This is a genomic window from Acinetobacter sp. MF4642, from assembly GCF_002018925.1.
Lineage (GTDB): Bacteria > Pseudomonadota > Gammaproteobacteria > Pseudomonadales > Moraxellaceae > Acinetobacter > Acinetobacter johnsonii.
This window is the reverse complement of the sequence record NZ_MVON01000009.1, coordinates 79,658-93,750: the sequence shown is the minus strand read 5'-3', so window position 1 is coordinate 93,750 and position 14,093 is coordinate 79,658. Positions and strand designations below refer to the sequence as shown.

Annotated in this window: 13 protein-coding genes; 10 read left to right on the top strand and 3 right to left on the bottom strand. The window is 39.2% G+C overall.

The features are described from left to right. Window positions 1-180: 180 nt before the first annotated feature. The 3 genes from MF4642_RS07185 (at window position 181) to MF4642_RS07175 (ending at window position 1,978) form a co-directional block, all read left to right on the top strand. Window positions 181-696, top strand: coding sequence for a hypothetical protein (locus MF4642_RS07185; RefSeq protein WP_078425768.1), 516 nt, complete (start codon window positions 181-183; stop codon window positions 694-696). A gap of 147 nt (window positions 697-843) precedes the next feature. Then, window positions 844-1,593, top strand: a complete 750-nt coding sequence (locus MF4642_RS07180; RefSeq protein ID WP_078425767.1) for a hypothetical protein — start codon at window positions 844-846, stop codon at window positions 1,591-1,593. A 112-nt stretch (window positions 1,594-1,705) separates the two neighbouring features. Then, entirely contained in the window at window positions 1,706-1,978 is a 273-nt protein-coding gene (locus tag MF4642_RS07175; RefSeq protein WP_005400961.1) for a hypothetical protein, read from the top strand. 57 nt (window positions 1,979-2,035) lie between these two features. On the opposite strand, the gene MF4642_RS07170 is transcribed toward MF4642_RS07175, so the two are convergent. Further along, window positions 2,036-2,734 carry a hypothetical protein gene (locus MF4642_RS07170; protein ID WP_058868774.1) on the bottom strand — a complete coding sequence of 233 codons (699 nt, stop codon included), beginning with the start codon at window positions 2,732-2,734 and terminating at the stop codon, window positions 2,036-2,038. A gap of 282 nt (window positions 2,735-3,016) precedes the next feature. Here MF4642_RS07170 and tehB point away from each other — a divergent pair, with 282 nt between their 5' ends. From tehB to MF4642_RS07150, 4 genes are all read left to right on the top strand, one after another. Then, on the top strand, window positions 3,017-3,886 hold the full coding sequence (gene tehB / locus MF4642_RS07165; protein ID WP_078425766.1) for an SAM-dependent methyltransferase TehB: 870 nt from the start codon (window positions 3,017-3,019) through the stop codon (window positions 3,884-3,886). Window positions 3,887-3,965: 79 nt separating this feature from the next. Then, window positions 3,966-5,195 (top strand): DNA cytosine methyltransferase, encoded by a 1,230-nt coding sequence (locus MF4642_RS07160; protein WP_078425765.1) that lies wholly within the window; start codon window positions 3,966-3,968, stop codon window positions 5,193-5,195. Further along, window positions 5,170-7,299: an ATP-binding protein gene (locus MF4642_RS07155; RefSeq protein ID WP_078425764.1), complete on the top strand. Its 2,130-nt coding sequence runs from the start codon at window positions 5,170-5,172 to the stop codon at window positions 7,297-7,299. Before MF4642_RS07160 ends, MF4642_RS07155 begins: the two co-directional genes overlap by 26 nt. Window positions 7,300-7,302: 3 nt before the next feature. Further along, window positions 7,303-8,139: a hypothetical protein gene (locus MF4642_RS07150; protein WP_078425763.1), complete on the top strand. Its 837-nt coding sequence runs from the start codon at window positions 7,303-7,305 to the stop codon at window positions 8,137-8,139. Between the two features lie 53 nt (window positions 8,140-8,192). Here the strand turns inward: MF4642_RS07150 and fadA are convergent, their stop codons facing one another. After that, window positions 8,193-9,365, bottom strand: a complete 1,173-nt coding sequence (gene fadA / locus MF4642_RS07145; RefSeq protein ID WP_004692736.1) for an acetyl-CoA C-acyltransferase FadA — start codon at window positions 9,363-9,365, stop codon at window positions 8,193-8,195. Between the two features lie 12 nt (window positions 9,366-9,377). Further along, on the bottom strand, window positions 9,378-11,531 hold the full coding sequence (gene fadB, locus MF4642_RS07140; RefSeq protein ID WP_004978714.1) for a fatty acid oxidation complex subunit alpha FadB: 2,154 nt from the start codon (window positions 11,529-11,531) through the stop codon (window positions 9,378-9,380). A 479-nt stretch (window positions 11,532-12,010) separates the two neighbouring features. Between fadB and lpxO the strand changes: the two genes are divergently transcribed. The 3 genes from lpxO to MF4642_RS07125 all read left to right on the top strand — a co-directional run bounded on the left by lpxO (window position 12,011) and on the right by MF4642_RS07125 (window position 14,051). Further along, on the top strand, window positions 12,011-12,925 hold the full coding sequence (gene lpxO, locus MF4642_RS07135) for a lipid A hydroxylase LpxO (protein ID WP_078425762.1): 915 nt from the start codon (window positions 12,011-12,013) through the stop codon (window positions 12,923-12,925). A gap of 218 nt (window positions 12,926-13,143) precedes the next feature. Further along, complete coding sequence (locus MF4642_RS07130) at window positions 13,144-13,551, top strand: PH domain-containing protein (protein ID WP_078425761.1); 408 nt, start codon at window positions 13,144-13,146, stop codon at window positions 13,549-13,551. Window positions 13,552-13,706: 155 nt separating this feature from the next. Beyond that, window positions 13,707-14,051: a DUF2185 domain-containing protein gene (locus tag MF4642_RS07125; protein WP_078425760.1), complete on the top strand. Its 345-nt coding sequence runs from the start codon at window positions 13,707-13,709 to the stop codon at window positions 14,049-14,051. Window positions 14,052-14,093: the final 42 nt, after the last annotated feature.

Sequence of the window (14,093 nt, the reverse complement as noted above, 5' to 3'; positions counted from 1 at the left end):
AAAATTTAAAGCAAGGCCATTAAAAAAAGCTGTTTCGCTATGGATTCAATCAGTTGAACCCTCTGGGCTTGACCGTTTATCTGACAACTACGCAGCATAAAGATCGAAAAATATACAATAGGGTTAAGGCGCTCAGTTTGAGTATGCCTTTTTATATCTCTTATCGTTTGGGATTGTTTTATGAAATTTTTAAATTCTCTTCCAGTTTTTTGTTGTGCTCTTCTTTTTATGCCGACTTTGCTGCAAGCCAATGGTGAGATTGTGAGTCTACCGACTTTTAAAACTATGGCGGAATCAGAGCTACGTGCTGAAACGGGTGTGATTCCTTATCAACAGGATGAAAATATTCGTAAAGCCTTGCAGCACCGTATTGTTCAGTTGCAGGATGATGCACAGTCTTTTGTGGTCGATCCGACTATCACTCAAAACATCGATATTTTGCCCCCTGCGGTCACAGCAGATCTAAATTCTGTGCCACCTTTGTTACGTGAGCATGTCTTAAACATCGCCGCTGGTTTGCAGTCGTCTAATCCAACTGAAGGTTTGTATATCATGTTGCAGCCGTTTGGCATTGACCGTAATGCGACCAATGTACAAATTGCCCGTGAACAAATTTCGATTGGGCAGATTGATCGGAATTTTATGCAAGGGATTCAACAGAATAGTCAGCAACCGAGAACAGCTCCAGCGAAGTAATACTTCCTAATTCATTTATCGCCAGTACATTCCTCATCCACTTGGGGAGGGTACGGCCTGAGCGTCCTCAAAGATCGATAACATGTTGAAATATTGATCATGTGCCTTTATTTGCTATGATGAAAAGAAATGAAGAGGAAGCTGAACATGCGACGTATCGTGTTGATTTTAGTTCTTGCGACCAGTGCCGTTTTTGGTTGGATGTATTATCAGTATTCTCAACAACAAAAAGAGCAGCAGCAGCTACAACGCTATGAAACGGTGCTGTATGAAAAGACTGAACAAATTTACAAACAAGCTCAAGATTGGACCACACCGATTCAAGTCGATGTGAAAGACCCACGTCTGACAGGTGACTATCAAATTATGGCGGAGTTTGTGCTCAGTCATATGCTGCAAAATGCCGAAGCGCGTAATCAATATCTGCGAGATTTAAAAGCCTTAAATTGGGATCAATTTTTAAATATTGACCGATTAAGCAAAGACAAAAAGAACAATTATGCTGAAACGGAGCAAATGCTGAAAGACGTACATGCCGTTGTCGATAGCTATGCACAGCAGGTTGAACAACGTCAAAAAGAGGCGATTGCTCAGGCCAAAGATTTAGCAATATCTTCGCGGTTCCGCCATCAACTGACCGACAGCATGAAAGCCAGTGAAAAAAGCCATGAAGCCACCCGCCTGTTTAGTCTTGAGCAGCAGAATTTAGCCAAGGCGGATCAAATTTTCTTGGTGCTGAAAAATAATCAATGGGAAAAGAAAAATAACACCTTTATGTTTTATGAAGATGCCCCACTACAGCAGTTTAATGCGCTGTATAAAGAGATTTTAGCCTTAAATAGCCAAATGCAGCAGGTCGAAAAACAGACCCAAAAAGAGGTAGAACAGAAGTTATAACACCGTGCAAAGATGACAGTCTTGTAAGCGGACTGTCATCTGTTGTTCAAAATTGGCTGCTAGAGTAAAAGCATCACAACGATGACGACTTTTCAGTGCAGGCAGGTGAGTCATGAGAACCATACACGTTTTTGATGATATTCAGCATGTGTATAGTGAGTTTGTAGAAAATAAAAACTATCCAAAATTAGAACGCTTAAGCAACTGGGGGAAGAATCGTTTTTTCTTCAACCAATATTTCAAAATGATTGAAGACTGGCACCACACCGAACAAATCGTGATTCAGTTTAACCAACAGTACTTCAGTCTAGATACGGGCAGCGCACCTGACTTTATGGACAAAGAAAAGTATATGGCTTGGTTGATGGGCGAGCTCTTAATTTAAATCCTTCACAAAAAAACACAGCGCCCGATTCGTTCTAGGCGCTGTGTTTTTATGGGATTAATCAAAAATTTTATCGGCTGCTTGGAACGGCAGGCTGACCACGTCGATTGCCACGGCAAAAGGTAGTAGCACTAATTTTTCAAAAGGATTCATGCCCGACTTCGATTTATAACTTTCCTCTTGATGGGTATAAATGCTCACCTGATAAGGTTTACTCAAGGCTTTTAAGGACGCTAAATTGTTCGCTGCAGGGTAGACCACACCTGCCAGTTTGATCTCGAAACAGAAACGCTGCGCAAACATGCGTTCATCACTGGAACTTGAACATTCCTTCGCGCCATTTTCAATAAAAAACTCCAAATCTTTCTTACTGATGTCTTCTTTGAGTTTCACATAAGACAGTGGTAGTGTCCCTGTGAAATGACCATCATTCTTTTCTGAATAGAAACTTAGTTCTCGGGTCACTTGAATATTTTTCGGCTCCAATTTCCCAATCAAACTGACAAATTGAGGCCCACCTTGGGTAAGGACATAACTTTTTTGTTGCCCTGCAATCACTAAACTATGCGCAGGTAAATTCGGCAGAGGCTGAGCAGGTTTGCCAAAAGCCACCACTTGGTCTTCAATCAAGGTCACTTTGTTGGTACGGGTATAGGTTTTATTGTCTTTGGTCATCAGGGTTTTGGTGGCACAGCCTGTGAATAATGTTCCCATGACGCCTAAGCAAATGATGGTTTTTAAAGGTGATGCAAACATCGATAGACTCCGACTCATTTGAAATATAGTTAAGCTGAATTTTTATTGTCTTTAAGCCTATCATTAAAATGTTCAAAAAGTCGCCAAAGCTCAAAATTTTAAAGTCATGAACGTTCTAGGAGTCGCTCAATGCCGTGGCAACAGATTTTATTTTTTATCCATCTGCTGTTTCTAGATAACGAATGAATGTTCATTTGAGTAGGAACTGGCTATGATCATGCAGGCGCTTGATAAAAAATTATGGACTGGCGAATACGTCATAACAAGGTGGGGACTAGGCTGATGCAAGACTTGATTTGTTATAAAGAACTGCCTGTGTGGACTGCGCAAACCATTCCGCAAGGGTTTAAAAATCAACACAATACCAAAGCGGGTACGTGGGCCAAGCTACAGATTTATCAAGGTGAACTAAGCTTTGCTTTTTTAGATGAGGCAGGCCAAGTGCAATCTGAACATGTGTTTACCCCTGAGCAACAGCAACCGTTTATTCAGCCTCAAGCATGGCATAAAATTGTTTCGACCAGCGACGACATAGAGTGTCAGTTGCAATTTTACTGCACCCCGCAGGATTATTTTTATAAGAAATATCAGCTTTCACCTACTCACTCAGAAATTTTGGCGGCTACGCCGTATTTACACAGTGGCCGAGCTTTGGATGTGGGCTGCGGACAAGGGCGAAATGCGCTGTACTTAAGACAGCAAGGCTTTGAGGTGGATGCTTGGGATGTGAATCCGCAAAGTTTGCAAAAACTACAGCAAATTATAGATGCCGAAGATATTCAAAAGATTCATGTGCAACAGCGTGACCTTAATGCTGACCCAAGCATTACAGGTAAATACGACTTTATTTGCTGTACGGTGGTGATGATGTTTTTAGAAGCGCCAACGGTGAAACCATTGATTGCGCAGATGCAGCAAGCCACAAATGTAAATGGGTTTAACTTGATCGTCTGTGCGATGGATACGCCTGACCTGCCTGCACAGCCTGACTTTCCTTTTGCTTTTAAAGCAGGGGAGTTAAGTGCGCTATACGATGGCTGGAACATCGTGAAATACAATGAAAATGTAGGTGAGTTACATCGGGTTGATGCGCAGGGTAATCGGATTAAGCAGCATTTTGCAACGTTATTGGCGCAGCGAATAATTGATTAGCATTATATTTTTTATAATATATATATAACCTAGGTTATATTCGATAGAATTAGGCTGGGTTATTTTATAAATTTTATCTATGAAGCGTTATCAGGTCTTAGATTTGTTTTCGGGTGCAGGGGGAATGGCTGAAGGTTTTCTTCAGGCTGGCTTTGACATCCCTTTTGCATCTGATAGAAGTCCTCAAGCTGCATTGACATATGAATATCGTCATAGAGAACAGTTGGGTTACAAACTTGATTATTTTTGTGGTGATGTTCAAGAGCTAGCAGAAGAAAAAAAGCTCAAAGAATTTTTAGGAAAAGATTTTTTTAATATAGATGTCATTTGTGGTGGCCCACCTTGTCAGGGTTTTAGTATGGCGGGGAAAAGAAACCCAGATGATTTAAGAAATCAGCTTGTTCGTAGTTACATCAATATATTAAAACAAATACAACCAAAGTATTTTGTCATGGAAAATGTGACAGGAATTTTGTCAGCAAAATTTTCTGTATATCAAGGCCAATTTCAAAGTTATGAAAATGAATTAGTAACTAAGGTTCTTTTGAAAGAGTTTACAGAAATTGGTTACGAAAATGTTGTTATTAAAACGTTAGATGCAAGTAATTATGGTGTTCCACAACGAAGAAAGCGTGTGATTTTTTTAGGGACACGTGATGATATCAACATTCAACTTGTGCATCCTGAACCTTTAAAATCTCAAAAAACCACTGCTAGAGATGCTCTTTCTGATTTAGAGCATATAGAAATTGGTTCAAAAATTGAAAAGTATACAAATCAAGCAAAGTCTAATTATCAAATTGATTCAAAAGCTGGGCGTACTCCTAATTCAAAAGGTAAAAAAGTCAAAAGTAAGAAATTGGCTAATCATGAAACAAGCAAACATACTTCGCTTGTAATGGAAAGATTTGGATTACTTTCCCCAGGTGATGACTTTAAAAAAATTTATAATAATTTATCTGAAGAGCAACAAGAGCGTTATAAGACTCGTAAACATAATTGCCGTCGTATGTTGCCGAATGAACCATCACCGACTGTTCTTACATTACCTGATGATATGGTTCATTACTCAAAAAATAGAATTTTGACGGTTCGTGAATTGGCGCGTTTACAGTCTTTTGATGACAGTTTTGAGTTTTTGGGTAAAAGAACGACAGGTGGAATTCTGAGAAAGCAGGAAACACCGCAATACACATTAGTAGGTAATGCTGTACCACCATTATTAGCTAAAGCAATTGCATTAGAAATTAAGAAGAATTTAGAGTTATTGGAATTAGAAGATTATGACAACAGAAAAGTTGCACTTTAAAACAAGTTCTGGAATTAAAAGTATTGTTGGTAAGGATTTAATTACCGATAAATTTGTAGCCATTTTTGAATTAGTTAAAAACTCTTATGATGCTGGAGCTAAACAAGTAACAATTACTTTTGATAAGGATAAGATCACTATTCTAGATGATGGACATGGGATGTCCAAAGATGATCTAGTTGAGAAGTGGCTAAATCTTGCTTATTCAGATAAAAAAGAAGGTAAAGCAAATAATGATCGAGCATTTGTAGGATCAAAAGGTATTGGCCGATTCTCGGCAGATCGTTTGGGTAGAAAACTTAGAATTTCTACTAAAATTAAAAGCGAAAAAATTTACCATCGTTTAGAAGTGGATTGGGATGAATTCGACAAAGATTTGAGTAAATTATTTGAAAAAGTAGATTTGGATTATTCATTTAACACAAGTAAAAATAGTACAGAAGAATCATATACTCACATTGAGATCACAGACCTTAATGAAAATTGGACTTTAGAGGAGATAAATAAAGCTAAAGAAAGCTTAAGACGTCTGAAAAATCCATTTTTAAAAGATGATGGGTTTAAAATTTTAGTTATTGATACAAATGATTTAGCAAATACTGAAGAATATATAGAAAGCAATATTGCTGAAGTACTGAAAGATAAAAGTATTACTGTTGAAGCAATAATTGATGAAAACATAAATATTTCATTGTTTGATCGTGGTGAAAAAATTTTTGAATTAAATAAGAAAAATGATTCAATACTTGAAAATTGTCCAATAACTATTTCTGTAAATTTTTTAACATTTTCAGCAAAGTTAAATTTTACACGTAAGATGAAAGTAGAGCCTATTAATTTTGGTAATCTATTCATTTATAAAAATAATTTTAGAGTTGTGCCTTATGGTGACATGGATTTTGATACTTTTGGCCTAAATATGAGAAAAGCGCAAGGTTATAATAGGTATCTAGGGCATCGTGAAATTATTGGTCACATAAGTATTAAAGATTTTTCCAACTTATACTTTAAGGAAGCTTCCTCTCGTGATAATGGATTCGTTAGTAATATTTATGTTGATGAATTAAAGGAAATTTATTTACATTATGTTCATCGAGTGCTTGAAGCTTATGTACATCTTGTATCTTGGGGGGAATTAAAAAGTGAAGATAAGGAAAATATACAAGAAGTACAATTTGAAGACGCTGATAACTCAGAGGTAATTCAGTTCAAAAATTATATTGCTAAAAGAGGTCAAATAGTTTTTTTTAAAGAAAATGTTAAATTTGATGAAAACAAGCCTGAAAAAAAACTAGAGCAAATAGTTGAAAATATATCTAAAGAGCAAAAGAAAGAAATTGAGCCTTTGATCAAAGAAGTAAAGAAACAAGTAAGTGATTTAAAGAAAGCATCTCAAGAAAGTGAGAAAATTGTAAAAGAAAAAGAAAAAAATATAGAGATTTTAGAAAGACAAGAAAAAAACTTAGCTATTAAAAGAAGTGAATCTTCCTATAGTGAACAGCTAAATCATCATCTAACATTGTTTAGTAAGCGTCTAGGTTCAGTAATTGAGGGCTTAGCTGAATTAGAAGAAAAAATAACAGATTCAGTCCAAAAAAATGAATTAAGATCAAAAAACAGAACCTTACGAAGAACAGCGGATGAAATGATCGCCTTCAGAGATATTTTGAGTAAGTCAGACTTGGATGCTAAGTCACCACAAACTATCAACTGGGTAGATTTACTTAAATGGCGTGTTGAAAATACAGACTTTCCAATAAACGTTAATGTTCTTTGTGAGGGTAATATAAGTAAGTTTTGGACTATAAAGGTAAATATTTTAGAGTTCGTATTAATGGTTGATAATTTTATTAATAATGCCGAAGAACATGGTGCAAAATATATAGAATTTGAGTTTAAAGAAAAAACACTTCTCATAAAAAGTGATTCTTCAGCTATTGAAAGTGACCTATTGGAAAAGGTTTTTCAATTGGGAGTATCTACGAAGAAAAATGGTACAGGAATTGGCCTCAATCAAATTCAAAAATCATTGAAAAAGTTAAAAATGACTATCTCAGTTCGAAATGAAAATAATTTGGTGTGTTTTGAAGTATTCAGGGGATAATAAATGCGATCTGATTTTAATATCGTGATAGTAGACGATCTATTTGATGATGAAGATGATAGAGGTGTTTTAGATAAATTTATTGGTTATATCAAATCTACAGTAGCAAATAGAGGATTTGTTGCACAAGTAAATGAGTTTTCTTCAGCAACTGCTGTACTTAGTAGTATGGACTTAAATGTAAGAAAAAGAATAGATCTTTACATAAGTGATAATAATCTAGAAGATGGTGAAAATGATGGAATAGATTTTTATCTAAATTTAAAAAGAGACTTTATTTGTGATTTTATTCTGTATACACAATCTGGTGTAGACGGAATTATTAATAAAATAAAGGAAGATTTAGACCAGCATAAAGATCCGAGTCTATTTTCCAGATTTACTTTTGTCAGTAGGCAAAATGATGCTATTTGGAAAAGTAAGTCAGATGACGTTGTAAAACATATCATTACACAACGTGAGCAATTTAATAATTTAAGAGGTTTATTTGCTCAAAGTACATCTAAGATGCATACGCATCTGGCTGGAGTAGTTTTTAATAGTGGTGAGGAGGCGCGATTTCAGACAACTATTGAAAAAGCCTTTCAACAGCGTCACATTGATCAAGATTGTAGAAAAAAACTTCATGAAATTAGATTGATAAGAAATGCCTTAATGCATGAAGATGAGCAACGATGCCCTGATACATTTAGATATTTTATTGAATATTCAACACCAGTATTTAGTAGTAGTCGTGTTAATGAAAGTATTATTAAACTTAAATTATTCGAGACAGATCAGTTTCATCTACTTAGACAGCGATTGAAATCTTTGGAGTCACAAATTCTCCATATATCATAAAAGAAACCCCGCAATAAGCGGGGTTTCTTTTTATCTCAGTATTTAACTAAATATTAAACACGTTCAATAATCGTTGCGATACCTTGACCTAGACCGATACACATAGTCGCAAGACCAATTTGCGTATCTTGTTGTTCCATCACGTTCAACAACGTCGTTGTAATACGTGAACCAGAACAACCCAATGGGTGACCCAGTGCAATCGCACCACCATTTAAGTTAATGATGTCTTGCTTCTCATAAACACCTAAGCCTTTCATCACTGATAAGCCTTGAGCAGCAAACGCTTCATTTAACTCGATGGTTTGGATATCTGCCATGCTTAAGCCAGCACGTTTAAGCGCTTTTTGAGTTGCTGGTACTGGACCATAACCCATGATCGCAGCATCACAGCCTGCAACCGCCATAGAGCGAATTACAGCACGAGGCTTAAGACCTAAAGCTTGAGCACGTTCAGCAGACATCAACAACATTGCAGATGCACCATCAGACAAAGCTGAAGAAGTCGCAGCTGTTACTGTACCGCCTTTCGGGTCAAATACAGGACGTAAACCTTTGAATGCTTCAAGGTTTGCATCTGGACGAATCACTTCGTCGATGTCGCAAAGGATTTTAAAGCCATTGGCATCATGACCTTCAACACCCACGATTTCATTTTTGAAACGACCTTCTTGCGTTGCAGCCCAAGCGCGGCGGTGAGACTCAACACCGAAAGCATCTTGTTCTTCACGGGTAATGCCGTTCATACGACCTAACATTTCAGCCGTTAAGCCCATCATGTTAGACGCTTTTGCATAGTGCTTAGACGCTTCTGGGTTCAGGTCGATGCCGTGCATCATGCCGACGTGACCCATGTGCTCTACACCACCGATGATGAAGATATCACCTTGGTTAGTTGCAATCTGTGCAGCAGCGGTGTGAAGCGCTTGCATAGAAGAACCACAAAGACGGTTAACCGTTTGACCTGCCACAGTTTTTGGAAGATCAGCCAATAAACCAATGTTACGGCCAATGTTCATACCTTGTTCTAAAGTCTGGTTTACACAGCCCCAGATCAGGTCTTCAACTTCATTGGTGTCAAACTGGTTACGAGCAACTAAAGCACGAACCAATTCAGCCGATAAGCTGTCAGCACGTACATTGCGGAACATACCGTTTTTGGTTTTACCCATTGCTGAACGTACGCCATCAACGATGACAACGTCACGTGGATTTAAAGTAGCCATTCACGTTGCTCCTTAACCGTAGAATTTTTTGTTGTTAGCAGCCATGTCACGCAACATTTGTGGCGCTTCATAAGCCTTACCTAAGTGTGCGTATTTGTCGCAAAGTGCAACGTATTCAGCAACACCTGTTTGGTCGATGTAACGGCATGGACCACCACGGAATGGAGGGAAACCTACACCCATAATCATCGCCATGTCTGCTTCAGAAGCAGTCGCTACGATGTTGTCTTCTAAGCAACGAACAGTTTCGTTACAGAAAGCAAGCATCATACGGTCAATGATTTCTTGAGCATCAAACTCGCGTTTTTCTGCAGTTGCCACAGTAGCAACAAGCTCATACGCAGTTGGATCAACCACTTTGGCTTTTTTGCCTTTACGGTCAAGTTCGTATTTGTAGAAACCAACGTCGTTCTTTTGACCCAAACGTTTGTTTTCGTACATGATTTCGATTGAACCTTTGAAGTCTGGCTTCATACGGTCAGGGAAACCTTCCGCCATGACTTCTGCACCATGAACGCCCGTGTCGATACCAACAACGTCGATTAGGTAAGCAGGACCCATAGGCCAGCCGAATTTTTCCATGACTTTGTCGACTTGTTGGAAGTCAGCACCGTCTTTCAATAGAAGGTCAAATGCACCGAAGTAAGGGAACAATACACGGTTTACAAGGAAACCTGGGCAGTCGTTCACTACGATTGGTGTTTTACCCATTTTCTGAGCAAGAACTACAGTGGTCGCAATCGCTTCAGCCGAAGTCTTCTCACCTCGGATCACTTCTACCAATGGCATCATGTGTACTGGGTTAAAGAAGTGCATACCGACAAAGTTTTCAGGACGTTGTAGGTTTTCAGCCAAACGTGTGATTGAAATTGTTGAAGTATTTGAAGCAATGATCGTGTTGTCACGAACATTCTTCTCAGTTTCAGCAAGTACAATGCCTTTTACTTTTGGATTTTCAGTTACTGCTTCAATCACGATGTCCACTTCTTTAAACTCGTCATAGCTTAAAGTTGGACGGATGCGCGCAAGCGTTTCACCCATTTGAGCAGGTTTCATCTTCTTACGTTCAACTTGTTTGGTCAGTAAGCCATTGGCTTCTTTCATACCCAAAGCAAGTTGCGGGTTACCAATGTCTTTCATGATGATTGGTGTGCCTTTGCTTGCCGCTTGGTAAGCAATACCGCCACCCATGATACCCGCGCCTAATACAGCCGCTTGGTTTACAGGGTGTGCACCTTTTTCATATTTCTTCGAAGTTTTCTTCACCACTTGGTCATTGATGAATAGACCAATTAACGCATTTGCTTGTGGTGTAATGGCTGCTTTTGCAAAACCAGCCGCTTCAGCTTGAAGTGCTTCATTACGTGGAAGGCTTGCACCTGCTTGTAATGAGTCAAGAAGAAGTTTAGGCGCAGGGTATTGAGCAGGATTTGCTTTTGCAAGAACTGCACCTTTCGCCGAGTTGAACGCCATCATTTGTTCGATTGGGTTCAATTTAACTGGGTCAAGTTTTTCTTGGCGTTTTGCTTTCCAGTCTACACGGCCTGCAAGGGCTTGTTTAACCAAGTCAATCGCAGCGTCTTGTAGTTTGTCTGCAGCAACAACCGCATCAACCGCACCGTCTTTCAGTGCCGCAGCAGGTTTTTTAGGATTAGCCATTGCCATCCATTCAACTGCATTGTCGATACCAATTAGACGGCTTAAACGAACCGTACCACCGAAACCAGGGAAGATGCCCAGTTTGATTTCAGGAAGACCGACTTGAGCCGCTTCTGACATCACACGATAGTCACACACGAGGCACATTTCAAAGCCGCCGCCCAATGCCATACCATTGATCGCTGCAACTTTAGGAATCTCTAAATCTTCAAATGCGTTGAAGATGTCGTGAACAGGCAATGCCCAATCCACAATCGCTTGTTCGCCTTGAGCGAAGTTTGCACCAAATTCAGTAATATCTGCGCCAACGATAAATGTAGATTTAGCCGAAGTAACGATTAAGCCTTTGATGTCACCGTTTGCTTTAACAGCGTCAATTGCAGCTTTAAAATCTTCAATCGTTGCACGGTTAAATTTGTTGACCGACTCACCTTGTAAGTCAAAGCGGAATTCTGCAATTCCGTCCGAAAGCATTTGGACGGTAATGGCATTGCCAGCGTGGATCATGCCTGATCTCCTTTATTTTGGAGGACTTCTAAGTTGATGTTGTGAAGCGAGTACGTCATTCCTACGTACATCTATGCTCCGCCAATCTTACGATAACTATATCGAAAAAGAACATAACAAGTTGTATCAAGCCGTGACGCAAGGGTCATCTATTTTTATTCAATTATTTCGTGTGCTTGCGTGATGTATTTTTGAATGATGCGGCCTAAATAGAGTGAAGTTTTTGTTTCATTTAAGATTTTTTATGGATGAGCGATCAAAAAACGATTAGACAGCGCCCTTATGTTTCAAGTCAATCTTTGTGCCGATTTTGGCAATTTAGTCAATGCTACACTTGTAGGTAAACCCAAACAGAATGAAAACTTGTGATGAAAAGCTGGAAATAGGACGTACTTTGCAGCCTATGTTACAATTCGCAGTCTAGACCGAATATCGGTCTTTTTCTTTTATTTCGTTTTCTTTAGTTTCCAGGTTTTCATATGATTAAGTGGATCATTCTGGCGATTTTTATTCTTTCTGCACTTTATATTCAGCAACGTGGGAAGGTTCGTCACTCGTTTTATCGTCAATTTTTCGATCATTCAACGATTCTTGCACCGATTAACTACCTCATGTACATGTTTTCAAAGGTGCCGAATCAGCCGTATATCGACACCCAGCATTTTCAAGACTTAAGGGTGTTGGATGAAAACTGGGAAATGATTCGTGATGAAGCAAAAGCTTTATATGAGAAAGGCGGAATTAAAGCATCGAGCAGTTATGATGACTTAGGGTTTAATTCCTTTTTCAAAACAGGCTGGAAGCGTTTTTATCTGAAATGGTATGACTCTGCGCATCCGTCAGCTGCTGAACTTTGTCCAAAAACGACGGCGTTGCTGAAAACCTTGCCGACCATTAAAGCCGCGATGTTTACTGAACTGGCACCAGACAGCCGTTTGGTTCGTCACCGTGACCCCTATGCGGGTTCATTGCGTTATCACTTGGGGCTGATCACACCGAATGATGACCGCTGCTTTATTGATGTGGATGGTGAGCGCTATTCATGGCGTGATGGTGAAAGTGTGGTCTTTGATGAAACTTATATTCACTATGCTGAAAACACCACTGATCAAAACCGCATTATTTTCTTTGCTGATGTCGAGCGTCCATTAAAGACACGCTTTATGGAGCGTTTCAATCACTGGTTTGGTAAAAAAGTGATGACCGCTGCCAGTTCTCCAAATGAAGCAGGGGATCAAACGGGTGGGCTGAATAAAGTCTTTGGTTGTGTCTATCAAGTGCGGATCAAAGCCAAAGCTTTGAAGAAAACCAACCGTCAACTGTACTACTTCTTAAAGTGGTTCCTGATGCTTGGAATTTTCTTTTTGATCTTTGTTCGACCTTATGTGTTTTAAAGCACATTAAGCGCCCTGAGGGGCGTTTTTTATTTGGGCAGAAAAGGGGGAAGCCTATCTGCCCTTTTGATTTTTCTATTTATTTCAAGGCTCACAGTGGATTCGAACCACGTATGGCTTTATGCTTTATCCAGTTAAAACTAAAAACAACATGAGCGCGTATCTGTGTCATTTTTAAGATCGCAACTTATAACTTAGATAAAGCATGAGGTTTCAAGGTGCAAAAGTTTCGTTCGAAGATGGACTGGTGGTTTTTGGGGTTTATTATTGCGATGTCAGGCTTGTTGGCCCAATTGATTTTAACCACCTATGGCAAAGGCATTTTGATGCAAAATCTTTTGTTCGTTGTGGTCTATGCTTTGACTATCGGGTTGCTGTGGTGGCCACTGTGGAGCACCCGCTATGTGGTCGATCAGGAGCAACTGACAATTCGCAGTCTCTGTTTTAAATGGATCATTCCCTTAAGCGCGATACAGTCGGTTTCTGAAACAGATAATTCCATCAGTTCACCTGCTTTGTCTCTAGACCGTCTAAAGATTGAATACTTAAAAGAGGGCCAAACCAAAACCATTTTGGTGTCACCGAAAGACAAAATAGCGTTTAAAGCTGCGTTAAAATTGTCATAAATACAGTCTTAGGCACGTTGTATGCTTTACGGGGCTAAGCGAGTGAAAGCCTTGCTCAAATATGCCGTGAGGACTAAAGTAAAATGAACTTGAGTTCTGTTCATCCCACAAACCTCCACATGCAAAACGTCTACTTGCCGTTGAAGGATATGCTTATGAAGTCGTATCAATTGAGTCCGACACAAATTCAAACTTTAGTACCGCATATGGGAAGTTGTATCGCATCAGATATGATTACGGTGCAAGGCCTAAAAGTGGCCTACATGTACCGTGAAGAAGCACAATCTAGCGATGAAAGTGGTTGGGTGTTTTTATCGGGTGAAGAAGGAGATGACTATATTGAAGACCCTGAAAATTTAGGTTTTTATGAGGTCAATGTGATTGCCAATTATGATGCGGACATCATTGCTCACTTAAATGCGCCTGCGGGAAGTCACTTTGCCCGCAATGAACAAGGTGTGTTTGAACGGATCGATTTTGAGGCGATGGATCTGGAGTAAGCGTTCAATCTCAGTATCAACGTCTTTTGCCAGCAGACTGGT